Annotated in this window: 23 protein-coding genes; 13 read left to right on the top strand and 10 right to left on the bottom strand. The window is 36.1% G+C overall.

Translation table 11 applies throughout. From position 1 onward, the window contains the following. Positions 1–45 precede the first annotated feature (45 nt). Both ACFSQ0_RS12340 and ACFSQ0_RS12335 read left to right on the top strand, forming a co-directional pair. Positions 46–294, top strand: coding sequence for a hypothetical protein (locus tag ACFSQ0_RS12340; protein ID WP_379048703.1), 249 nt, complete (start codon positions 46–48; stop codon positions 292–294). A gap of 12 nt (positions 295–306) precedes the next feature. Then, complete coding sequence (locus ACFSQ0_RS12335; protein ID WP_379048701.1) at positions 307–1155, top strand: T9SS type A sorting domain-containing protein; 849 nt, start codon at positions 307–309, stop codon at positions 1153–1155. Positions 1156–1210: 55 nt separating this feature from the next. Here the strand turns inward: ACFSQ0_RS12335 and accD are convergent, their stop codons facing one another. From accD to tamL, 3 genes are read right to left on the bottom strand one after another with little or no spacing between them, the layout of a single operon-like run. Further along, on the bottom strand, positions 1211–2068 hold the full coding sequence (gene accD, locus ACFSQ0_RS12330) for an acetyl-CoA carboxylase, carboxyltransferase subunit beta (RefSeq protein WP_379048699.1): 858 nt from the start codon (positions 2066–2068) through the stop codon (positions 1211–1213). Positions 2069–2095: 27 nt separating this feature from the next. Beyond that, the gene (gene fbaA / locus ACFSQ0_RS12325; RefSeq protein ID WP_379048697.1) at positions 2096–3169 is read right to left on the bottom strand and encodes a class II fructose-bisphosphate aldolase; all 1074 of its coding nucleotides are present in this window, start codon (positions 3167–3169) and stop codon (positions 2096–2098) included. A gap of 49 nt (positions 3170–3218) precedes the next feature. After that, complete coding sequence (gene tamL / locus ACFSQ0_RS12320; RefSeq protein WP_379048695.1) at positions 3219–5789, bottom strand: translocation and assembly module lipoprotein TamL; 2571 nt, start codon at positions 5787–5789, stop codon at positions 3219–3221. 31 nt (positions 5790–5820) lie between these two features. Between tamL and ACFSQ0_RS12315 the strand changes: the two genes are divergently transcribed. Beyond that, the gene (locus tag ACFSQ0_RS12315; protein ID WP_379048693.1) at positions 5821–6546 is read left to right on the top strand and encodes a TrmH family RNA methyltransferase; all 726 of its coding nucleotides are present in this window, start codon (positions 5821–5823) and stop codon (positions 6544–6546) included. 137 nt (positions 6547–6683) lie between these two features. Here ACFSQ0_RS12315 and porT read toward each other — a convergent pair whose 3' ends face one another. Further along, positions 6684–7376: a type IX secretion/gliding motility protein PorT/SprT gene (porT, locus tag ACFSQ0_RS12310; protein WP_379048691.1), complete on the bottom strand. Its 693-nt coding sequence runs from the start codon at positions 7374–7376 to the stop codon at positions 6684–6686. Positions 7377–7380: 4 nt separating this feature from the next. Continuing rightward, the gene (ubiE, locus tag ACFSQ0_RS12305; protein ID WP_379048690.1) at positions 7381–8109 is read right to left on the bottom strand and encodes a bifunctional demethylmenaquinone methyltransferase/2-methoxy-6-polyprenyl-1,4-benzoquinol methylase UbiE; all 729 of its coding nucleotides are present in this window, start codon (positions 8107–8109) and stop codon (positions 7381–7383) included. Between the two features lie 122 nt (positions 8110–8231). On the opposite strand from ubiE, the gene trkA reads away from it, so the two are divergent. From trkA to ACFSQ0_RS12290, 3 genes are all read left to right on the top strand, one after another. Next, entirely contained in the window at positions 8232–9581 is a 1350-nt protein-coding gene (gene trkA, locus ACFSQ0_RS12300; protein ID WP_379048689.1) for a Trk system potassium transporter TrkA, read from the top strand. Then, positions 9581–11077 carry a TrkH family potassium uptake protein gene (locus ACFSQ0_RS12295; RefSeq protein WP_379048687.1) on the top strand — a complete coding sequence of 499 codons (1497 nt, stop codon included), beginning with the start codon at positions 9581–9583 and terminating at the stop codon, positions 11075–11077. The genes trkA and ACFSQ0_RS12295 overlap by 1 nt, the downstream gene beginning before the upstream one ends. A gap of 157 nt (positions 11078–11234) precedes the next feature. After that, positions 11235–11516: a hypothetical protein gene (locus ACFSQ0_RS12290; RefSeq protein ID WP_379048686.1), complete on the top strand. Its 282-nt coding sequence runs from the start codon at positions 11235–11237 to the stop codon at positions 11514–11516. 199 nt (positions 11517–11715) lie between these two features. Here ACFSQ0_RS12290 and ACFSQ0_RS12285 read toward each other — a convergent pair whose 3' ends face one another. Continuing rightward, a complete protein-coding gene (locus tag ACFSQ0_RS12285) occupies positions 11716–12903 on the bottom strand; it encodes a pyridoxal phosphate-dependent aminotransferase (RefSeq protein WP_379048684.1) in 1188 nt (395 codons plus the stop codon). Positions 12904–12913: 10 nt separating this feature from the next. Further along, the gene (locus ACFSQ0_RS12280; protein WP_379048682.1) at positions 12914–14017 is read right to left on the bottom strand and encodes a fatty acid desaturase family protein; all 1104 of its coding nucleotides are present in this window, start codon (positions 14015–14017) and stop codon (positions 12914–12916) included. 147 nt (positions 14018–14164) lie between these two features. Between ACFSQ0_RS12280 and ACFSQ0_RS12275 the strand changes: the two genes are divergently transcribed. Both ACFSQ0_RS12275 and rsmG read left to right on the top strand, forming a co-directional pair. Beyond that, positions 14165–14899 carry a TrkA C-terminal domain-containing protein gene (locus ACFSQ0_RS12275; RefSeq protein WP_379048680.1) on the top strand — a complete coding sequence of 245 codons (735 nt, stop codon included), beginning with the start codon at positions 14165–14167 and terminating at the stop codon, positions 14897–14899. 55 nt (positions 14900–14954) lie between these two features. After that, positions 14955–15587, top strand: a complete 633-nt coding sequence (rsmG, locus tag ACFSQ0_RS12270) for a 16S rRNA (guanine(527)-N(7))-methyltransferase RsmG (protein WP_379048678.1) — start codon at positions 14955–14957, stop codon at positions 15585–15587. A 48-nt stretch (positions 15588–15635) separates the two neighbouring features. Here the strand turns inward: rsmG and pruA are convergent, their stop codons facing one another. The 3 genes from pruA to ACFSQ0_RS12255 form a co-directional block, all read right to left on the bottom strand. Continuing rightward, on the bottom strand, positions 15636–17264 hold the full coding sequence (gene pruA / locus ACFSQ0_RS12265) for an L-glutamate gamma-semialdehyde dehydrogenase (RefSeq protein ID WP_379048676.1): 1629 nt from the start codon (positions 17262–17264) through the stop codon (positions 15636–15638). 137 nt (positions 17265–17401) lie between these two features. After that, positions 17402–17788, bottom strand: coding sequence for a Co2+/Mg2+ efflux protein ApaG (gene apaG / locus ACFSQ0_RS12260; protein WP_379048674.1), 387 nt, complete (start codon positions 17786–17788; stop codon positions 17402–17404). A 161-nt stretch (positions 17789–17949) separates the two neighbouring features. Beyond that, complete coding sequence (locus ACFSQ0_RS12255) at positions 17950–19197, bottom strand: type IX secretion system plug protein (protein WP_379048672.1); 1248 nt, start codon at positions 19195–19197, stop codon at positions 17950–17952. 177 nt (positions 19198–19374) lie between these two features. Between ACFSQ0_RS12255 and ACFSQ0_RS12250 the strand changes: the two genes are divergently transcribed. Genes ACFSQ0_RS12250 through nqrE form a run of 5 tightly spaced genes read left to right on the top strand, consistent with a single transcriptional unit; the run spans position 19375 to position 24122 of the window. Next, positions 19375–20727 carry a Na(+)-translocating NADH-quinone reductase subunit A gene (locus ACFSQ0_RS12250; RefSeq protein ID WP_379048670.1) on the top strand — a complete coding sequence of 451 codons (1353 nt, stop codon included), beginning with the start codon at positions 19375–19377 and terminating at the stop codon, positions 20725–20727. A gap of 4 nt (positions 20728–20731) precedes the next feature. Further along, entirely contained in the window at positions 20732–21937 is a 1206-nt protein-coding gene (locus ACFSQ0_RS12245) for an NADH:ubiquinone reductase (Na(+)-transporting) subunit B (protein WP_379048668.1), read from the top strand. A 2-nt stretch (positions 21938–21939) separates the two neighbouring features. Further along, positions 21940–22689, top strand: coding sequence for a Na(+)-translocating NADH-quinone reductase subunit C (locus tag ACFSQ0_RS12240; protein WP_379048666.1), 750 nt, complete (start codon positions 21940–21942; stop codon positions 22687–22689). Positions 22690–22693: 4 nt separating this feature from the next. Then, positions 22694–23341, top strand: coding sequence for an NADH:ubiquinone reductase (Na(+)-transporting) subunit D (locus ACFSQ0_RS12235; RefSeq protein WP_147861420.1), 648 nt, complete (start codon positions 22694–22696; stop codon positions 23339–23341). 37 nt (positions 23342–23378) lie between these two features. Next, a complete protein-coding gene (gene nqrE / locus ACFSQ0_RS12230; protein ID WP_379048664.1) occupies positions 23379–24122 on the top strand; it encodes an NADH:ubiquinone reductase (Na(+)-transporting) subunit E in 744 nt (247 codons plus the stop codon). Position 24123: the final 1 nt, after the last annotated feature.

The raw sequence follows: 24123 nt of genomic DNA, 5'->3' as shown, positions 1-24123 counted from the left end.
TATTTAGTATTTTAGATGAAGATTAATTATGTAAAATCAAATATTATGAGACAACCTTACCAATCAACCAACCCAGCAAGTAGCCAAGTAACTATCAATTATCAGATTTTTGGCGCTGACTCTGGTTATATAAGTATCACCTCTACCCAAACCGCAATTAGTAATAATTATATTCTAGGTGTAAATGCAACTTCAGTAAACCTAGATGTTTCTACATATTCTACAGGTAATTATGTGGTTGCACTAAAGTGTAATGGGGAAATTGTAGAAACCAAAAATTTAATCATTCAATAAAAAATATAAACTATGAAAACATATTTAAGTATTTTAAGCCTTTTCTTTTGTTTGGGAGTCACCGCGCAAACCACGAGTATTCCCGATCAAAATTTTGAACAAGCTTTAATTGATTTAGGAATAGATTCAGATCAAACCATAAACGGGCAGGTATTAACAAGTGATATTAGTAGTATAGAAAATTTAGATTTGAGTTGGAAACATTTGACCGATTTAACAGGAATAGAAGCTTTTCAATCTTTAAAAATCTTAGATATTTCACATTCTCATATAGACTATTATTCAACTCCACTTGATTTATCAGCCTTAGTAAGTTTAGAAGAATTATACATGGATGGAGACCTAGATAATATAACTATATTCGTTGGAAAACTACTACTTAACAATAATCCAAATTTACAAAAAATAGAATCTACAGGAAATTGGCCTTTACATTCTATAGATTTAACTGGGAGTGATTTAAGTTTAACCAATTTAGAGATTTCGATCAATAGAGATCCAAATGAAACAGGAGATTTATGTATACAGGTTACAAATCCAACACAAGCAATTGCTGGGCAAGGTAATTATTCTAATTGGGTTGTTTGTTGTTATTATAACTATTCAGATGCCTGTAATTTAGACATCGATGATTTTAAAATAATAGAGGTAAGTCTATATCCTAACCCCGTGCAAAAGAGTTTTCAAATAACAACTTCAGAAAAGATAAAAAATGTTAACGTGTTTTCTATTACAGGAGAAAAAGTAGCCAATTATGGGTTGCAGCAAGATTATGATATTTCTTCATTAGCTGCGGGAGTGTATTTTGTAAAAGTGAGAAGTAGTAAAGGGGAAAGTTTAAAGCAAATTGTTAAGAGGTAATTTTAAGAGGGCTATATAATTTTAAATAAAAAAAGCGACCAAACGGTCGCTTTTTTTATGCTCTTATTTCTTGATTTTGAATTAAATCTAAGTATAAATTTACTTTATCTTTTAAATCTCTACGGTGAGTAATAAAATCTAAGAAACCATGTTCTTTTAAAAATTCTGCGGTTTGAAAATCATCTGGCAGATCTTTTCCGGTGGTATCTTTCACCACTCTAGGTCCGGCAAATCCAATAAGCGCGCCGGGTTCAGAAATATTAATATCGCCCAGCATCGCATAAGAGGCAGTGGTACCACCCGTTGTAGGGTCTGTACACAGAGAGATATAGGGTATCTTTTCTTCTGCGAGTTGAGCGATCATTACAGAAGTTTTTGCCAATTGCATTAAAGATAGTACGGCTTCCTGCATACGGGCACCTCCAGATTTTGATATAATCATTAACGGGATTCTGTTATCTAGAGAATATTTTGCTGCTCGAGCTATTTTTTCTCCTACAACGCTACCCATAGAACCGCCTACAAAGCTAAAATCCATACAAGCTACTACTAGATCTTTACCTTTAGATTTACCCACTCCTACTCGAATAGCATCTTTTAGTCCGGTTTTTTTCTCTGCTTCCTGAATTCTGTCGGGGTATTTTTTCTTATCCTCAAATTTTAATGGATCTTTAGAAGTAAGATTTGCATCTAATTCTTTGAATTTGTTGTCATCAAATAATATCTCAAAATACTCTTTGCTTCCTATTCTTACGTGGTAACCATCTTCTGGGCTTACATAAAAATTTCTAGCCAACTCTTCGGCATCTACAATTTTACCAGTTGGAGATTTGTACCACAAGCCTTTGGGTACATCTTTTTTATCTTCGGTAGCGGTTTGTATTCCCTTTTTTGTTCTTTTAAACCAAGCCATAATTTTTACTTATTAATTGGGCAAATTTTATTTGCTTAATGTGTTGATATTATTAAGGTCTTCAAAAGCTTGTTTTAATCTTGTTTTAAAAGTGCTTTCACCTTCTCTTAACCATTTTCTTGGGTCGTAATATTTTTTATTTGGTAAATCTTCTCCTTCAGGATTTCCAATTTGCGAGGCTACATAGGCTTCATTATTTTTCATGTAATCTCTAACTCCTTCCGTAAAGGCATATTGCAAATCGGTGTCTATATTCATCTTAATTACCCCATAACCTATAGCTTCTCTTATTTCGGCTAGGCTAGAGCCACTGCCTCCGTGAAATACAAAATCAATATGGTTGTTGGGTACATTATAATTTTTGCTAATGTATTCTTGAGAATCTTTTAAGATGGTAGGGGTGAGCTTTACGTTACCGGGTTTATAAACTCCATGCACATTTCCAAATGCGGCGGCAATGGTAAATTGATCGCTTACTTTACTAAGCTCCTCAAATGCATAGGCAACCTCTTTGGGCTGCGTGTATAATTTTGATACATCTACATCTGTATTATCAACGCCATCTTCTTCGCCACCGGTAATACCCAACTCAATTTCTAAAGTCATTCCCATCTTGCTCATGCGAGCCAAATATTCTTTGCAAATAGCAATGTTTTCTTCAAGAGGTTCTTCACTCAGGTCAATCATATGAGAACTATAAAGAGGTTTGCCTGTTTCTTTATAAAATTTTTCACCCTCGTCTAGCAAACCGTCTATCCAGGGTAGTAATTTTTTAGCACAATGATCGGTATGTAGGATAACCGTAGCGCCATAAGCTTCGGCCAACTGGTGAACGTGTTTGGCACCAGCTACGCCTCCTAAAATTGCGGCTTTTTGGTTTTCATTAGAAAGACCTTTACCTGCATTAAAAGAAGCTCCGCCATTTGAAAACTGTATGATAACGGGTGAGTTAAGCTCTGCAGCCGTTTCCATAACCGTATTTAGGGTGTTTGACCCTACAACATTCACGGCCGGTAGGGCATAGGCATGTTTCTTAGCGTGGTTAAATATAGCTTGCACCTCTTTACCTGTAGCAACTCCGGGTTTAATTTGATGACTCATATAGTTGATCTTATAAATTTAAGAGACAAAATTAATAAAATAAAATGGCTTAGAAAGGATAATTAATACCAACATTGTAAACCACATTGGCAAAATTATATTCTTGAAACCATTTTTGTTTCGTTTGGGCGGGGTTGTAGGTTTTAAAACCAAGGTCAAGCCGGATGACAAAAAAATCTAAATCATACCGCAGACCAAACCCAGTACTTACGGCGAGTTCTGTAAGGTCTTCAAGCTTTGTAAAGCGGGAAGCTTCATCTTTTACATTGTCTTCTACATTCCAAATATTACCGATATCCGTGAAAACGGCACTATGCAAATCGCCAAATAAATTAAAACGGTATTCTAAATTAAAAGCTATTTTCATATTGGCTTCATTAAACTCGTTAATTCCGCCAGAGCTACCCGGTCCTAAACTATAGGCCTGCCAACCGCGGTTATCATTGGTTCCTCCCGCAAAAAAACTTCTTGCAAATGGTATACTGCTGGCGTTACCATAGGGTAAGGCAATACCACCCATTATGCGTGCCGCAATAATATTGTCTTTGCCTAGATCCCAATGCTTGATAAAATCTGTTTCTAGTTTTATATATTGCGAAAATTGTACGCCAAATAAATCATAGTTACCCTGACTGTTTTCTTTTAAATTGAGCATTTTTCCTAGTAATGCAAGCGAATTTCCTGCGGTCTCTAGTTTAAAGCGAAACTGACTAAAGTCCCAATCGTAAATACCCTCTCTTGTGTTTTTATTGTACGAAAAATTGGTGGCCAAAATCAAGTTGTCTTCGGTTAATCTTTGCCTTCTTTCAATAATATCGCGGGCTATTTGTTCTTGTTCGCGTGTTAAATTAATTTGGTTATTTCTTAGGTCGCGAATAAAACCATTGGCACCTTCGGGAATAATAAGATTGGGTAAGCCAGAACCAGATGAATTGTTATTGAAATAAGCGGGATTGATTTGCGAAATATTGTCTTGGGCAATTTCATTGAGCCGAGAGAAAGAATTGGTGTATACGTTAAAGTAATTACTGGTGTTTAAATTCTTAACATATTGTAAATCGATTAAACTAAACTTATGGCTCAGAGTTTCATTGGGATACCAACGGTAGAAAAAACTTCCTGTAACGTTTTGTTTGTCTAATCCTATATTTTTTTGTGTGCTTAAGCCAACGCGTAAGGTGGTGAACGGCGACATTTTTTTGGGAATTATTTTTTCGGTATTTACAGGAAACGCAATACTAGGAAAAGTGAGGCTGGCATCGCTACCAATTTCTGAAATATTAAAAAATCGGTCATTGGCATCAGCCGCTTCTTTTGAAGAACCCACACTACCTCTTGCTGCAATTTCTAGATTTTCTGCACCACCAAATACATTTCTAATCAGTAAAGAGCCTCCAAAACCAATACCAAAATCTTGAATGTTACTTCGTGAGGCATCTACGTTAAAATCTACTCCTAGTTTAGGTCTTGGGGTTAAAAAAACATTGGCAATAAGTTGCGTGCCGGTACTGTCTCTTGGATCGGGTTGATACTTGATGTCGGGGTATCTAAATTGCCCCAACTCATTTAACCTTCTGTAGGTTAAAGAGCGGTCGAGGTCTTTGTAAACATCTCCCTTTCTTATAAAAACCGCATTGGCTAAAGTTTTTGGCTTGTATTTTAACTTGTCAAAAGAGTAAATAGTATAGCCTTTGTATTGTGCCGAGTCTTGTGCAAAATTGCCAGATTTAAAAGAATAATCGGGGAATATGTTAACCTGACTAATGCGGTGAATTTTATAAGGCACCGTTTTGGTGCTGTCTTCGCGCGTAACTTCTCGGTTAGAAATTATAATATCTGTCTTTACCTTATGGTTGGTGTCTAAAGTGTCGGCTTCAAAACTGATGAATTCTTTTTCAAAGTGGTACAAGCCTCGATTCCTGAAAAAGAAAGTGATTCTATCGCGTTCTGCCTCAAAATTATCGGTATTAAACTGTTGTCCTGCCTTTAAAATACTTTCTTTTTTGCTTAGCATATACAAACTGTCTGCCACCGGCGACTTTATTTGTTTTTGTATACTGTCAAGAACATAAGCTTTGTTGGTGGTGACCCAATATTTAACACGCGTTCTGTCTTTTTTATGGTTTACCGATTTAAAATCCGCTTCAGCATTAAACCACCCACGGTTCCAGAAATAAGCTTCTAACCGATTTTTGCTTTTTACACTTTTGTTTTCATCATAAACACTGGGAGGTTCTCCCGATTCTTTTAAAGTATTATGAAAAGATAAATAGCCTCTTTTAATGCGGTCAACTTGTTTTTGTGAATAAATCGAAGCGAGTCGTTTTTTGCGGTTTGGCTTTCTGTTTAACCAAGCGGTATAACTCGAATCGGGGTTTGGTTTTGCTAGGTTATAAATGTGCAGCTTAAGCGGAATACCCAAAACCGGCAATTTGCTATTGGGTTTCTGGTAAAGCTGGTTGTATAAATCATTATCTTTTGACTTTTCATTGTTTACAAAAATGCTGTTTTCTGTGAGTAGTCGCTCATTCTCTTTTACTCTTTTTGTAGGATTACAGCTTACAAAATTTAAGACTAAGCAGAATAATATTATTTTTGCGGTAACGGCTCTCAAAATCATCTAAAAATTAGGTTCAAAAATACATCAATTTATGCTCAGCAAAAATCAAATAAAGTTAATAAACAGTCTTTCGCAAAAAAAATATAGGAATAAATATAATCTTTTTGTAGCCGAAGGAATTAAAGTTATAAAAGAACTTTTAAACTCAAATTATGAATTGGAGTTGCTGTATAGCACTACAGATGTCTTTTATGTTCCAACAGAGAAATTACAACTCATCACCGAAGCCGATTTGAAAAAGATTAGTAAGCTGGCCACCCCACAAATCGCATTAGCGCTTTTCAAAATACCCGAAAAAAATGATACTGTGAAAGCGGTTGATTTTGCGGTAGCCTTAGACGGAGTGCGCGACCCAGGCAATTTAGGTACAATTATAAGACTTTGTGACTGGTTTGGTGTGAGGCAAATTCTGTGTTCTAATGATACCGTAGATTGCTATAATGAAAAAGTAGTGCAAGCAACTATGGGTTCTCTTGCTAGAGTAAACATGGCTTACACGGATTTATACGAAACTTTAAAAAACACCGATTTACCCCTACTAGGAACTTTTATGGATGGTGAAAATGTATATAAAACCCAATTGCCGTCAAGCGGAATTTTAATATTAGGTAATGAAGCTAACGGCATTTCTCCCACCATCGAAAGTTTAGCAAGTCAAAAAATAAGTATTCCACAATTTGGCGAAAACCAATCTACTGAAAGTTTAAATGTAGCCACGGCTACGGCCATTTTGCTAAGCGAGTGGAGAAGAGGTTAATTGTTTAGTGCCATTTGAAAATGGCGTTTATTTTGTTATCTAGATACTTGCGGGTTAAAATTTTACGGCTAAGGGAAAACTGTTTAAGTTCTCCTTTTTGGTTTGGAGTTAATCAATAACCAAAAACCGAAGCATGCTTATTGAAAAGTAAAATTAATAAAGATGCCGCGTGACTTCATAGATTCAATTTGCCCTGTGTAAGGACTGTTTGGGTCTTTATCTCGCTTAAGTTCATCGGTCATGCCAAATACACCGCGTATAGAGGGGGTGAATTTGAAATAAGGCAGGTAAAAATCAATGCCAAATCCTAGCTCAAAATAATTGGCATCATTAATCATTCTAAATTCGCCCGCGCTATTGTCATCTGGATTAGTTTCATTACTAGATAGGTTGATAGAGCGTGAAACCCCACCCACTACAAAGGGTTTAAAGTTGTTGAGTCTTTTGGTTGAAAACTTCACCAACAAAGGCACATGAATGTAGGTAGATTTGATATCTCTAAAATTGTCTTCGGGAATTTCGGTATAAGTAAAGGTGCGATTGGCAAAGACAACTCCAGGCTCTAACCTTAGATCAATATAATCATTGATTCTTAGATTTCCCAAAAGCCCTACATTAAAACCAATATCGTTTTTCACCACAATGTCGGTTGCGGGCTTATTGTATTGCAAGTCGAATCCGTAAGAGTTAAAGCCTAAAAAATAACCCCAAGACCAACGCTGCTTGTCCATATTATCTTTGTTGCGAATCTTTTCGGTGTTAAAAAATCCTTGTCCATAGCTGCTCGTGAGGCTTAAAAAAACCACCGTACACATCAATAAATATCTCATAAAATTACTTTGAAGCAGAATAAATTGTTGCTACACCCATAGTTTGCGGATGATGATTCACTTTATTAAACCCAATTTTCTTTAAAATATTGTTGAATTTTTCACCAAAGGGGAAAACCGCGGCACTATCGCTTAAATATTTGTATGCCACCTTGTCTTTTGAGAACAGTTTTCCAATACTAGGCAACATATATTTAGTGTAAAATTTATATCCTTGTTTAAAAGGAGCTTTGGTAGGGACAGATGTTTCTAAAACAATAAAAATGCCTCCTGGTTTTAGCACGCGGTAAATTTCGGCTAATCCTTTTTCTAGGCTTTCAAAATTTCTAACGCCAAAAGCCACTGTAATCGCATCAAAAGTATTTTCTTTAAAAGGTAAAGCCTCAGAATCTCCTTGGGTCATCTTAATTTTATTGTCTAAGCCTTTGCTTTCTATTTTTTTGCGTCCTACGCTTAGCATACCCTCAGATAAATCTAGTCCAATTACATCTGGTACTCCAGCTTCTGCTAGACTAATAGCTAAGTCTCCCGTTCCTGTTGCTATATCTAAAGCATTTTTGGGCTGGGTGTTCATAACCATTTGAATTACCTTTTTGCGCCAAGAAGTATCAATACCAAATGAGATGACACGATTGAGTCCATCGTAATTATCAGAGATGGTATCAAACATTTGTTCTACCTGCTTTTTCTTAGCTAGTTTTGAATCTTTATAAGGGGTGACTTTCTTTGCCATGGCTTTTTTTGACAAAGATAAGTTTTAATACTAAAAATAAGATTCACAAATAAAAAAATCGGTTAGAGCTTGGCATCTCCAATTGTAAATGCCATATCTTTGCCCTACTAAAAAAACCATTCATGAAAATTATCATTGCAGGGGCAGGAGAAGTTGGTTTTCATTTATCGAAGCTGCTTTCTTTTGAGTCTCAAGATATTACCCTTATAGATCCGGATGCAGAAAGTTTAGAGTATGCCGACAGTCATCTGGATATAAGAACCATAAAAGGGGATGCAACTTCAATTTTATTACTTCATGACGCTCAAATAAAAGGAGCCGATTTGGTGGTTGGTGTAACCAGTAGCGAGACAACCAATATAACTATTTGTGTTTTGGCAAAACAATTGGGGGCTAAACGTACCATTGCAAGAATTAGAAATACCGAGTTTATCGAGCATAAAGATGTGGTAGGCTTTGAGCAGTTTGGGATAGACGAACTCATTTCACCAGAATCATTAGCAGCAAAAGAAATTGAGTCTTTGGTAAAGCAATCGGCGTTTAATGATACCTTTGAGTTTGATGAAGGGGCCTTGTCAATGATTGGTTTTAAACTCTCGCGTAATGCACCATTTTTAGGTAAAACATTAAAAGAAGCCCAAAATATTTTTCCTGATATACCTTTCGTCTGTATTGCGATACAGCGCTATGGAACCCAATTTACGCTAATTCCTCGTGGTGATACTGAGTTTAAGGAAGGAGACCAGGCTTATTTCATGTCCAGTAGGCAAGGGTCTGAACAGCTGTATAAATTAACGGGTAAACAAAAACAAGAAATCAAAAATGTGATGATTCTTGGAGGGAGTAAGATTGGTAAACAAACAGCGAAAGAATTGGCAAATGCCAAATTTAATGTCAAGCTGGTGGAAAAAGATAGAGAAAAGGCATTTGAATTAGCGGATGAGATGAATGATACGCTAATAATTAATGGAGATGGTAGGAATGTAGGTTTATTAGAAGAGGAGAATATTCATGATATGGATGCTTTTATCTCGGTTACGGGAAATTCTGAAACCAATATCATGTCTTGCTTGGTAGCCAAATCTAAAGGAGTGAAAAAGACCATCGCTTTAGTAGAAAATATGGATTATTTTCAATTGAGTCATTCTATAGGAATAAACTCCTTAATCAATAAAAAATTACTAGCGGCAAACACCATCTTTAGGTATGTGCGCAAAGGAGAGGTTGTCGCCATGACCAAACTTAATAATTTAAATGCCGAATTGCTGGAGTTTATTGTGCATAAGAAATCAAAAGTTTGTGGTAAACGTATTGTAGATATCGACTTTCCTAGATCTACAATTGTGGGTGGCGTAGTTAGAAAAGGTAAGGGTATGATAGCATCGGGCGATATTTTGATAGAGCCAGGAGACCGTATAGTGGTGTGCTCATTACCCCGATCTATCCATAAAATAGAAAAGCTATTTTCATAATGCCTAAACTTAATTTTAAAATTATTGTATACATTATGGGGTTGCTGTTGTTATGCAATGGCGGCTTTATGCTTATTGCGACCTTGGTGAGCTGGGTTTACAAAGATGGTGCTACGGTACAAATTGCAGGAGCATCTGTAACCACAATGATGGTAGGTATGCTTTTCATGTTTGTAACCCGAGATTATGCCAAAAAACTTAAACAAAGAGAAGGGTATATAATTGTAACCTTTGGTTGGATTTTTATGGCCTTAAGTGGTATGCTGCCTTATCTCTTTACGGATGCTATCCCCGATATTACCAATGCTTTCTTTGAAACTATGTCTGGTTATACAACTACTGGAGCCACTATTTTAGACGATATAGAAGTATTACCCGAAGGTGTTTTATTATGGCGTAGCCTTACTCATTGGATAGGAGGTATGGGTATAATTGTGCTTGCGGTAGCCATTCTTCCGCTTTTAGGAATAGGAGGTATGCAATTGTTTGCCGCTGAAGCACCAGGACCCAGCGCAGATAAATTAAAACCTAGAATTGCAGACACGGCAAAAAGATTATGGCTTATTTATGTTGGTTACACAGCCGCCGAAACGATTTTATTGAATTTGGCCGGCATGTCTTTTTTTGATGCTGTAAATCATGCGCTTAGTACATTGTCTACAGGAGGATTTTCAACTAAGAATGCAAGCGTTGCTTACTGGAATGATCAACCTTTAATTCAATATATAATTATTGTCTTTATGTTCTTAGCAGGTACTAATTTTGTGATGAGTTACTTTGCTTTTAAGGGAAAAATTCAACGCATTTTGCACGAAGATGAATTTAAATGGTATGCTATTTTTGTTTTTGGTTTTGCTATTGTTGCAGCGCTACTAATTTACTTTTATGCAGATACAAGTCAGTCTACCATAGTGCATCCAAAAGTTTGGGGAGAGTTTGAAAGTGCTTTCAGGCACGCGCTTTTTCAAATTCTAACGGTGATAACCACAACTGGTTTTATTACCGCCGATTTTACTTTATGGACCCCCTTTTTAACTATTTTCTTTTTTGGTTTGTTTTTCCTAGGGGGTTCGGCAGGATCAACTTCTGGAGGGGTAAAGGTGGTGCGTCATATTATTATGATTAGAAATGGAATTGCTGAATTTAAAAGGGCATTACACCCTAATGCAATTGTACCAGTCCGTTACAACGGTAAGGGAATAAAAGGAGAAATTGTTTTTAATATTTTAGGATTCTTTATTCTTTATATGCTGGCTTTTATTATTGGAGCTATGGGATTGGCTGCGTTAGGCTTAGATTTTCCGACAGCAATTGGAGGAGCTGCTTCTTCTCTAGGGAACATAGGGCCTGCGTTTGGCGATCTGAGTCCAGTTGATAATTTTAACAGCCTACCCATGTTGGGTAAATGGTGGTCTGCGTTTTTAATGCTTATAGGTCGTTTAGAGCTGTTTACGGTGCTTATTATTTTGACTCCCATGTTCTGGAGAAATCGTTAACTCTTAACTGCATTTTAACGTCTTATTTTAAATTTAATGTTTTCTAGTAATTTAGATGTTAGTAATTTAAATCTACCCAATTAGAATCAAATATTGTGCAACAACTTTGCCCACCAACCAAACAATTATTCTTCTATATTACAGGCAAACACAATTAATGAACCTGCCATCTAGAATTGGTACGACGAAAAAGAGAATTTATGGCATTGGAGAGCAACTTAAACTCAGAAATGCTATAGCACAAACCTATAAATTGGAGATTATAGCAGAAGTTGACGGCTACAAAGATTATGCTAGTGTAATTGCAAACAGCCCTTACCAATTACAAAAGATAAGCCTTAACCCAAGCGATCAAATAACGTTTTATTACCAAGCAGCTGGAGCCAGTTCGGGTTATATAAGTATTATCTCTACCCAAACCGTAATAGGAAATAATTAAATTTTAGATGTAAAGGCAAGCGCAGTAAATATAGATGTTTCTACCTAGCCTTTAGGTAAGTATGTGGTTGCATTAAAATGAATTGGAGAAATTATAGAAACCTAAATTGTAGTCATTCAATAAAAAATATATAATCCATAAAAAAATAAAATGCTTCCCAATAGGAGAAGCATTTTTATATGTTGAATTTTAAGTATAATTAACTTAACGCAGCCTTAATTTGTTGTATAGCCTGTGTAATTTCTTTTTCGCTGGCGGCATAAGAAAGACGAATACAGTTAGCATCTCCAAAAGCTTCACCCGTTACGGTAGCAACTTCAGCTTCTTCTAAAAGGTACATGCTTAAATCGGTAGCATTGTTGATGGTTTTTCCGCGGAAGCTTTTTCCATACAATTCCGAGACATCGGGAAAAACATAAAAAGCACCTTGTGGGGCGTTGCATTTAAAGCCTGGAACATCGCTTAATAAATCTAAAATAAGTTTTCTACGTTCTTTAAACGTATCAATCATAAAAGAAATTTTGCTCACTGGAGCTTCTAGTGCGGCAATAGTTGCGCGTTGGGCAATACAATTGGCTCCGCTAGTAAATTGTCCTTGAATCTTGTTACAAGCTCGTGCTATATACGAGGGAGCTCCAATATAGCCAATTCGCCAACCGGTCATCGCAAAAGCTTTGGAAACCCCATTAACGGTTACCGTACGCTCATACATATCGTCAAAAGCGGCCATAGAGGCGTGCCCGTTGGCTGTAAAATTGATGTGTTCGTAAATCTCATCGCTCACTACAATAATATCTGGATGTTTTTGAAGCACATCGGCTAGGGCTCTTAATTCTTCTTTACTGTACAACATACCGCTAGGATTGCAAGGAGAACTAAACCATAACATTTTGGTTTTGGGTGTAATGGCTTTTTCAAGCTGTTGCGGAGTCATTTTGAAATCTGTTTCGATAGTAGTTGGTACTTCTACAGGCACTCCTTCGGCAATTTTCACAATATCCTTGTAGCTCACCCAATACGGGCAGGGTAAAATAACTTCATCTCCTGGGTTGATGCAAACCATAGCTACATTGGCTAAAGATTGTTTTGCACCTGTAGATACAACAATCTGCGATTTATCATAGTTGAGGTTATTATCGCGTTTGAACTTGTTGATGATCGCTTGTTTTAAATCATCATAACCATCAACCGGGGTATATTTATTATAATTATCATTGATGGCTGCGATAGCAGCATCTTTAATAAATTCTGGTGTATTGAAGTCGGGTTCGCCTAAGCTAAGGCTGATTATATTTTTACCTTCCGCTTTAAGCTCACGGCCTTTGGCCGCCATGGCTAAGGTTGCACTTGTCTCTAACCGGTTGATTCTGTCTGATAGCTTATTCATAGCAATAGGATTAAGATAGGGCTATTTTTGGTTTGGCCCCCATTTCTTTTAAATGTTTAAAGTGAGCAACTATAGCTGCTCGTGTTGTTTTGTATTCGTGGTAAGGCAACTCGCACTCTTGCGCTGTCTGCTTTACAATTTTAGCAATTTTATCATAATGAATATGGCTGATATGTGGAAATATGTGGTGCTCAATTTGGTGGTTTAAGCCGCCAGTAAACCAGTTTATGATTCTATTTTTAGTAGCAAAATTTACAGTGGTAAATAATTGATGAATCGCCCAAGTATTTTTTAAGTTTCCTTTTTCATCGGGCAAAGGCATTTCTGTATTTTCTACCACATGTGCCAGTTGAAAAACAATACTTAAAATTAGTCCAGCGGTATAGTGCATGATAAAAAAGCCTAAAAGAATTTTCCACCAAGCAATACTTAGAACCAACATAGGGATAACAATCCAAATGGCAATATATAAGGCTTTGGTTATAGCTAAGGTACTCCATTGCCATATAGGATTAGGCATTTTACCATAACTTAATCTTTTCTTTAAATAGCGATGTGTTTGTTTAAAGTCTGTTGTTAATACCCAGTTAAAGGTTAGCAATCCGTAAAGGAAAACCGAATAATAATGTTGAAACTTATGAAACCTACGCCATTTACTGTGCTTGCTAAATCGGATAATGCGGCCGGCTTCTAAATCTTCATCGTGGCCGTGCACATTGGTATAGGTGTGGTGCAAAACATTGTGCTGTACCTGCCAGTTGTATACGTTACCAGCTAAAATATACATGCTACCCCCCATAATTTTATTGATCCATTTTTTTGAAGAATAAGAACCATGGTTGGCATCATGCATCACATTCATTCCTACTCCTGCCATTCCTACGCCCATAATTATTGTGAGCAAAAGCATCCACCACTGGGAGATGTCTAAGGTTAACATTATGAAGTATGGACTTAAAAACAGGCTAAACATGATTATGGTCTTAAGGTGAAGTTTCCAGTTACCTGTTTTGTTGATGTTGTTTTCTTTAAAATAAGTGTTAACTCGCTTATTTAGAGTCCTAAAGAACTTATTGGTGTCAATGCGAGAAAATTTTACGGTGTTGTTTTTCATTTAAAAATAGTATAAGCTCCAAATTTAAACATTTCTTTGCGTAAAAGCCTTTATTGTTACCGGCCAATTTTATGAGAAATGTCAAGGTTGATAAAAATAAGTATTTTAGCAGGTAAATATCAATTTTCACCTAAATAAAATTGTTTTATGATTCCTGCTATATCATTATTTGTCATTGTTAGTTTATCTGCTTTAATTACCCGTATTGCCGCAATTGCTTTGGCGCATACAGGATTATCTACAGAAGTTGCTCGTTTTCAAGCACGTTCTGCCTATACAGGTACGGGATTTACAACTTCTGAAACCGAAAAAATAATGAATTTTCCTGTGCGTAGAAAAATTATTTATAGTTTAATGCTTATAGGGAATGCGGGTATTGTAACCACAATGTCTACCTTAATATTGACCTTTGTGTTACCCAATAGCACCAGTAGTTTGTTGTGGGGTTTACTTATTATTGTGGTAGGAATGGCTATAATTTGGTGGGCGGTACAAAGTCCTTGGGTTGATAAATACCTTTCTAAAGTTATTGGTAAGGCATTAAAAAAATACACTAAAATAGAAGTGAAAGATTATGCTTCTATTTTACATTTAGCCGAAGATTACCGAATTACGGAATTGCGGGTAGATGATGATTCTTGGTTGGCTAATAAATCGCTTAACCAATTGGCCTTGCGTAAAGAAGGAATTATTGTTCTGGGTATTAAGCATTCAGATGGTGAATATTTAGGGTCTCCTAACGGCAGTTCTCTCGTAAAAACAGGTGATTTACTAACCATGTACGGAAAAGAAGATGTATTTCTAAATTTAAATCAGCGTAAGCGCAATTTAGAGGGAGAATTAGAACACCAAGAGCAGATGCGTAAAGAAGCAAATAATTAGTTTGACTTTACGGATGGCTTATACGATTCTTATTATATTTGCATAAAATTGTAACGTGGAATTAATCAAGCATTATTTTCCTGATTTAAGTCAGGATCAAATCGATAAGTTTACCCAACTAAACGAATTATACCAAGATTGGAATCAAAAAATTAATGTGGTTTCAAGAAAAGATATAGACGAAATATATCTAAGACACGTTTTACATTCTTTGGGTATTGCTAAAATTCAAGGTTTTAAGCCAGGAGCTAAAATTATGGATGTTGGAACAGGAGGTGGTTTTCCTGGGGTTCCTTTAGCAATTCTTTTTCCTGAGACAAGCTTTCATTTGGTAGATAGTATAGGTAAAAAAATTAAGGTGGTTGATGAGGTGGTAGAAGGCCTTAACCTAGAAAATGTGCGTACTAGCAATTGCCGTGTAGAAGAAGTAGATGAGCAGTATGATTTTATTGTGAGTAGGGCAGTGGCTCAAATGGATACTTTTGTGCGTTGGGTTAAAGGTAAAATTGCTAAACGCCAGCAACATGAGTTGAAAAACGGAATTCTCTATCTTAAAGGTGGTGATCTTTCTGAGGAGCTTGCAGTATATGAAACGGCAAAGATTTATGATTTAAAAGATTACTTTGAAGAAGAGTTTTTTGAGACGAAAAGCGTGGTGCATTTGCCAATGAAATATAAAGCTTTGTAAAAAAAATCCGCTTGAAAGCGGATTTTTTTATGGTTGGATTATACCCTTTTATTCACCTAGGAATGGATACCTATAATCTGTTGGTGGAACAAAGGTTTCTTTGATAAGACGCGGTGAAACCCAACGCAATAAGTTAAGCTTAGACCCTGCTTTATCATTGGTTCCACTAGCGCGAGCACCACCAAATGGCTGTCTGCCCACTACGGCTCCAGTTGGTTTGTCGTTAATGTAGAAGTTTCCAGCAGCATTCTGTAAAATTTCTGTAGCAAGACTAGCGGCATATCTGTCTTTAGACAAGATGGCCCCGGTAAGAGCGTAAATACTTGTTTCATTAACCAAATGTAGGGTTTCTTCGTATTTTTCATCTTCGTACACATAGATGGTTACCACAGGCCCAAATAACTCAGTTTCCATAGTAGTGTACTTTGGGTTTGTTGTAAGTATTACCGTTGGTTCAATGAAATAACCTTTAGATTTGTCATAACCACCTCCCATAATAACTTCGGCATCTTCATCTTGCTTGGCTTGATCGATATAGCTGGCCAGTTTATCAAAGGCTTTTTCGTCTATAACAGCGGTAATAAAATTACTCATGTCTTCTGGAGATCCCATTTTGAATGATTTTAGGTCTTCTTCAACATAAGATTTCACTTCATTCCACATAGAGTTCGGTATGTAGCAACGTGAAGCTGCACTACATTTTTGACCTTGAAACTCAAATGCACCTCTTGAAATGGCTGTTGATACTTCTTTTGGGTTGGCAGAAGGGTGTGCTACAATAAAATCTTTACCTCCTGTTTCACCTACAATACGTGGGTAAGTTTTATAATTATTTATGTTTTTACCAATTTCAGCCCAAATGTTTTGGAAAACACCAGTACTTCCTGTAAAATGTACACCAGCGAAATCTGGACTCTTAAGTACAGTATCGGTGATCATGGCTGGGTCACCCATAACCATATTGATTACACCATCAGGGACTCCAGCTTCTTGAAACACTTCCATAAGTACTTGAGCAGAGAACATTTGTGTAGATGAGGGTTTCCAAACTACTACATTACCCATTAAAGCGGCAGAAGAAGGTAAGTTACCTGCAATTGCTGTAAAATTGAATGGAGTAATTGCATAAACAAATCCTTCTAGTGGTCTATATTCTACACGGTTCCATGCCTTTTCATCAGATTCTGGTTGCTCATCATAGATTTGAGTCATATACTCCACGTTAAAACGTAAGAAGTCTATAATTTCACAAGCAGAGTCAATTTCGGCTTGATAGATGTTTTTTGACTGTCCAATCATAGTGGCTGCATTAAGTCTTTGTCTATAAGGGCCAGCGATTAAATCGGCCGCTTTTAGAAATACCGCAGCTCGTTGCTCCCAAGGTAATTTAGCCCACTTTTCACGAGCTTTTAATGCTTCTTCAATTGCAGTTTCAATATGACTTTTTTCAGCCAAATGAAAAACACCTAAATCATGTTTGTGGTCATGCGGGGGGTGCATATTTCTTGTTTTTCCCGTTTTAATTTGTTGGTCACCTATATATAATGGGATATCCATTTTTTGGTTGAACATCTCTTTGTAAGTTGCCAATGCTTCTTCTCTTTCTGGCGTTCCTGGCGCGTATGATTTTACAGGCTCATTTACCGCTGGAGGAACGTGAAAAAATCCTTTTCCCATAGTATTTTTAATTTTTAATTCTTGAATATTTTAAAGGCCTAAAGGTAACAAAATTAATGTAGGAAAAAATAGAAAAAGGCAACCGATTTTCAATCGCTGAAATTATTTTAAAATGAAGATAATGAAGTTGTTAGTATTTAATTTAAAGCGAAAGGTGCACTAAGCTTAAAAGTGGGTATATGTACCTTAAATTTTTTGGTAGAGGTGAAGTTAATCATGTTGTAAAATCCGCTCATAGAACCAAAGGGAGAGGTGAGTAAGCATCCGCTACTATAGGTGTGAGATTCACCTGGTTTTAAGACTGGTTTTTTACCAATAACACCTTCACCTTTTACAATTTCATCTGGACTCAGGGCATCTTTAATTTTCCAGAATCTGGAATTCAGTTGCACCGAGTCGTTACTCTGGTTTTCAATGGTTATTTGATAAACAAAAGCAAAGTTAACCTTATAGTTTTTAAGGAATACACCTTCAAAACTGGTTTGAACCGAAATTTTTATACCTTTTGTTATTTGCTGAATCATTGTAAATTACAACTTGATAATGTCAAAATTAATTTGATAAATATAGCCAAAAATAATAGGAAAAAATAGCTTATGTAAAATTTTAAGATTTTATTGACTTCTGATTATTTTTATTGAGATTGAAGTAAGAATTTTTCGCAATGAAATAACGTAAAAGATTATTAATTGCTGATGTTGCGACTGTTAGCCGAGCCCACTCCTATAATTCTGTCAAAACGTCCGCCTATGGGTCTGTAATAAACCAGAATAGTATACTGGTTTTCGGTTTCATCAAAGTTTCCGCTAAAATACCCAAGATCAATGCTGCCATCTTTGTTTTTGAGTACATATTTATAATTGTAAAAACCTTGTTTCATCAAATACTTGAGCGTGTAGGCATCTTGTTTTTTGTCGTAAGTTAAACGAGTAGAATTGTCTAATTGGTAGTTGTTAAAATTTCCGTAAAGGTGAATTTCTCCGCCATTTAGCGGTTCATAGTTAAAAAGTTTAAAATGCACCCAAGTGTATTCTGCTTCTATGTCTGGGTTATTTCCTTGAATGGTGTTGATCTTGAAGTGGCCATTTATATCTGGATTGTATGTGTATGGATCGTATTTTCTAACCTTATCGCCAAAAAGATAGGTGTTGTAGATATCGATAAGTGCCGTACGTTGAATATTCATTGTAGAAGCGCGAATGTCTTTGTTCTCAAAAAAAAGAAATTCATTTCCTCCCCAAAAAGCGCTTTCGTCATCGTAGCGGTAAATCAATTCATTGCCTAAGGTGTATTGAGGTTTAAGGTTGTAAATAGCTCTTTTGGTATTGTTGTTGGGGATAATTAAGGTTTTAAGGTTGGCAGCAGGATTTTGTATCAAAATATCATCCTGACCATTAATAGTAAAGTTTAAGACTTGTTTTTCATTGACGTATTTTAAATTACGCGTACGTTTTACCTCTGCTTTTACTAGGGCTATATTTTCGTAAACCATAAATTTTCTGGAGAAAACAACTTCTCGTTGGCTGTTTAAAATACTTAGTAGATAATTGCCACTTACTTTGAGCCCTTTCGTGATGTTATTGGGTATTTGAAGTTCGTAATGAGTGTAAATTTGCAGGGTGTTAAATGAATCTTCAAAATTTAAAATACGGGTGTCATCAAAACCGTTTAAAATTTCTGTTTTAGCTAACTCAGATGGCGTCCAGTCAAAATTAAAATGTTCTAACTTGTAAAAATAATCGGCATTATCTCCTATAAGGTCATCAAAGCTTAGCTGTATAGTTGACCCTAGTTCGACAATTGGGGTTCCTCCAAACTCGTCTTGGCCTTTAAACTCAATGCTTCGTATGTATTCTGGGGGTGCTGTTTCGGCTACTTGCGCGGTAAGGATTTGGAAACAAAAAAGTAGGAATAAGGTGTTTAGGATTTTCATACCATTAAAATAAAGGTAAATATAAGCAAATGGTCTGCCAAGCTTAAAAAGTATAGGTCTGAATATTTATAATTTAGAATAATTATAAATAATATAATATACTCGCAATCATACGGTCAAGAAGATAATTAAATTGCTAAATTTGCAATCGCAAATATTAACTTATAATTTAGGATTATGTCAAAAGGCATTAAGGTTAAAAAGGGATTAGATTTGCGTTTGGTAGGAGAGGCCTCTAAAGAGTTGGTTTCTGCCCATGAATCTAAGACCTATGTTATTAAACCATCGGATTTTCATTTGGTGGTTCCTAAAATGATTGTAAAAGAAGGTGGGAGGCTTAAAAAGGGTGATCCCATTTTTTATGCTAAAGGTAATGAGGACTTAAAAGTTCTGTCACCTGTTAGCGGTACACTTACCAAAATAGAGCGTGGAGCAAAGCGCGTTATTTTAAAAATATTCATAGAGGCAGATGCGCAACAAGAAGAGGCCGTATATAACCCGGTTAATATTTCTTCTGCAAAACCAGAGGAAATTAAGAAAGCTTGGTTGCAAGGTGGTTGTTGGCCATTTATTATGCAGCGTCCTTATGATGTGATTGCCAATCAAGGAACTACTCCAAGAGACATTTTTATTTCAGGATTTTCTACCGCTCCATTAGCGGCCGATGTTGACTTTGTACTTCAAGGTAAAGAAAAAGAGGTGCAAGCTGCATTAACAGCTTTGTCAAAATTAACTTCTGGAAAAATTCATGTCGGTGTAAATTCAATGAGCGGTATGTTTGCCGCAATGAAAGATATTGAATTGCATCAAGTAAGTGGTCCGCATCCTGCTGGAAATGTAGGGACTCAAATCAATAAATTGTCTCCTGTAAATAAAGGAGAAACAGTGTGGACGATAGCACCACAACATTTAGCGATTATGGGGGAGATGCTATTGACAGGGAAATATAATCCAGAAAGAATAATTGCCTTTGTAGGTTCAAGTTTAAAGAACCCTAAATATTTTAAAACAAAAATAGGGGCAGAATTAGATCCTATAATTCAAGAAATTGGCTTAAAAGAAGAAAATGTTCGTGTTATTAATGGAGATGTGTTAACCGGAGTTCAAACCGAAAAGCAAGGTGGGCATTTAGGTTTTGCCAATTCTGTTGTAACGGTTATCCCTGAAGGAGATGATTATGAGTTCTTTGGATGGAACAAGCCTGTTTTTGATAAGATATCAACTTCAAGAGCGCTTACTTTTTCTTGGTTAAACCCAAAGAAAAAATATGAACTAACCACCAATACTAATGGTGAGCATAGAGCTTTTGTGCTTACAGGTAATTACGAGGAAGTTTTTCCTTTAGATATTTACCCGTTACAAACCTTAAAAGCTTGTATGGTTAAAGACTTAGACCAAATGGAAGCCTTGGGTATGTATGAAGTGGCGCCAGAAGATTTCGCATTAACAGAGTTTATATGCGTGTCTAAACAACCACATCAGCAAATTATAAGAGAAGGTTTAGATTTAATGTATAAAGAAATAGGATAAGGTTATGGGATTGAAAGAAAACTTACATAAGCTTAAAATGAAATATGAAGGCAAAAAAATGGCGCCTGCCTTTAATGCACTTCATACATTTTTGTACTTACCCAATATGATTACAAAGGGAGGTACGCATATTAAAGCAGCCGATGATTTAAAAAGAACAATGAATACGGTTATTTTAGCCTTAGTTCCTTGTTTGATTTTTGGTATGTTTAATGCAGGATTCCAGCATTATGCAGCTATTAACGGCATGCCAGAGGGTATGTCTTTCTTTAGTACTGCTTTTTGGAATATGGATAACTTTTTATTAGGGCTAGTAACCGTTCTTCCATTGGTGATTGTATCTTATGGAGTAGGTTTGGCTATAGAATTTTTATTCGCAGTAATAAAAGGTCATGAAGTAGAAGAAGGGTATTTGGTAACAGGAATGCTAGTGCCACTAATTGTACCTATTGATATACCATTATGGATGCTCGCTGTAGCAGTTGCCTTTGGTGTAGTTATAGGAAAAGAGGTTTTTGGAGGTACAGGAATGAATATTCTTAACCCTGCATTAACTATTCGAGCTTTCTTATTCTTTGCTTACCCTACTTGGATGAGTGGAGATAAAGTATGGGTTCACGAAGCAGTTGAGCGCGCAGGTACACCAGATGCTATTTCGGGAGAAACAATCTTGGGTAGCTATGCGCAAAATAGTGATGTGATGTACTCTTTACAAGATATGTTCTTTGGTTTTATTCCTGGTTCGGTAGGAGAAACTTCTAAGCTTTTAATAATTATAGGAGCTTTATTTTTAATATTCACCAAGGTAGGAAGCTGGAGAATAATTTTGAGTACGCTTATTGGTGCCTTAGTAATGGGACTTATTTTTAATGGTGTAGTTGACGCCGGATGGATTCAAGAAGGATCTAAGTTCTTCGGATTAATGAGTGTTCCTTTCTGGCAACACCTTATTATAGGTAGTATCTTATTTGGGGCCGTTTATATGGCAACCGATCCTGTAAGTGCAGCACAAACCAATAAAGGAAAATGGATTTACGGATTTTTAATCGGTTTTATTTCAATTCTTATCCGTGTATTTAATCCAGCTTATCCAGAAGGAGTGTTCTTGGCTATTTTATTGATGAACGTATTTGCTCCTACCATAGATCACTACGTGATTCAAGGAAATATCAATAAACGCAAAAAACGTCTAAAAGTTAAAACAGCATAATAATGGCTATTAATACAGATAAAAATAGTTATACTATCATTTTTGCAATTGTGATGGTAGTTATAGTAGGAAGTTTGTTAGCTGGTTTTGCCAATGGTTTAAAACCAATGATTAAAGCAAATGAACGATATGAAAAACAACAAAACATACTTTATGCTTTGGGTGTGAATAACAACGAAGGAGCTAATGATGTTGTTTTTATTGGTACAGATCAAGTTGAGGAAGAATTTAAAAAATATATTACTAAGCAATTGGTAATTCAAGGCGATCAAGTAACCGAAGATGATCAAGCTTACTTAATTGACATCAGTAAAGAAGAAAACAAAGCAAAAAAGGCTGATTACCAAAGAAGACTTCCCTTGTTTGTTGCCAATTTAGAGGGCGAAGAGCTTTATGTGATGCCAGTTAGAGGAAAAGGACTTTGGGATGCCATTTGGGGATATGTAGCGGTGGATAAAAGTATGACCGTAAGAGGTGTTTATTTTGACCATAAAGGGGAAACACCAGGATTAGGTGCCGAAATTAAACAACGCTACTTTATGGATGATTTTACGGGTGAGAAGTTCTTACACGGAGGAGCCTTCAAAGGTATAGAGGTGGCTAAAGGTAACAACGACCCTAAGAATGAAGATAAATCAGATAATGAGGTAGATGCTTTGGCAGGTGCAACCATCACAGGAGATGGTGTAAGTGCTATGCTTAGAAAAGATATCAAACTTTATGTGCCTTATTTTAAAACTTTAAACAACTAAAATTATGGGACTTTTATCTAGAAAAGACGCAAAGTTAATTACAGACCCATTAGCAGATAATAACCCCATTACCATACAGGTTTTAGGTATTTGTTCTGCATTAGCTATTACCGCTCAGTTAAAGCCATCAATTGTAATGGCAATTTCGGTACTGTTTGTAATGGGGGTGGGTAACGTAGTGATTTCGTTATTACGGAATTTAATACCCTCAAAAATTAGAATTATTGTACAATTAATCGTAGTAGCTACCTTAGTAATTATTGTAGACCAGGTGCTTAAAGCTTTTGCTTACTCGCTAAGTAAGGAACTTTCTGTATTTATTGGATTAATTATTACCAACTGTATCATTATGGGTCGATTTGAAGCTTTTGCTTTAGGAAACGGACCTTGGAAATCCTTTCTTGATGGAATAGGAAATGCAGCAGGTTATGGTCTAATCTTAGTAATTGTTGGTTTCTTTAGAGAATTATTAGGATCGGGTACTTTATTTGGTTTCCAGGTATTAGGAGACCCTGTAGAGAAAACAGGCCTTTATGCCATAGGTTATGAAAATAATGGTTTTATGGTATTGCCTCCAATGGCGCTTATCGTAGTGGGAATCATTATCTGGGTTCAACGCAGTAGAAATAAAGATTTAATAGAAGAGAATTAATAATTCGTTACGCGAATAATTCAGTAAAAAATTTATTATGGAACATTTAGAATTATTTTTTAAATCCATTTTCGTAGATAATATGGTATTTGCCTATTTCTTGGGAATGTGTTCTTACTTAGCTGTATCTAAAAAGGTAAGTACAGCAGTAGGTCTAGGGGCTGCGGTAATATTTGTATTAACCGTTACCGTACCTTTAAACTGGTTGTTAGACCAGTATATTTTACAAGAAGGTGCACTTACATGGTTGGGCCCAGAATATGCAGATTATGACTTGAGTTTCTTATCGTTTATTTTATTTATTGCTACCATAGCAACCATGGTTCAATTGGTAGAAATAATCGTTGAGAAATTTTCACCTTCACTTTATAACTCTTTAGGAATTTTCTTGCCGTTAATCGCCGTTAACTGTGCAATTTTAGGAGGTTCTTTGTTTATGCAATCCAGAGACATTGCTTCTATAGATTTAGCTTTGAACTATGGTTTTAGTAGTGGTATTGGTTGGTTCTTGGCAATTGTAGCTATTGCTGCAATTCGTGAGAAAATTAGATATAGCAACGTTCCCGCTCCACTTCGTGGTCTTGGGATTACTTTTATTATTACTGGTTTGATGGCTATTGGCTTTATGAGCTTTGGTGGTATGTTAACTGGTGGTGATGAAGAAACTACTTCTTTAGAACCAAGTCAAGAGAATAGCGTAGGTATGCTTGAAGAAGAAAAAGAAAATACTAACCCAACTGCTGAAACCTTAGTGGTGTCAGATTTAAACAACCAAGAATAGT

Source organism: Mesonia sediminis, from assembly GCF_042684705.1.
Classification (GTDB): Bacteria; Bacteroidota; Bacteroidia; order Flavobacteriales; family Flavobacteriaceae; genus Mesonia; species Mesonia sediminis.
Note: the sequence above shows the minus strand (reverse complement) of the source record. Positions and strands in the feature narration are given on the sequence as shown.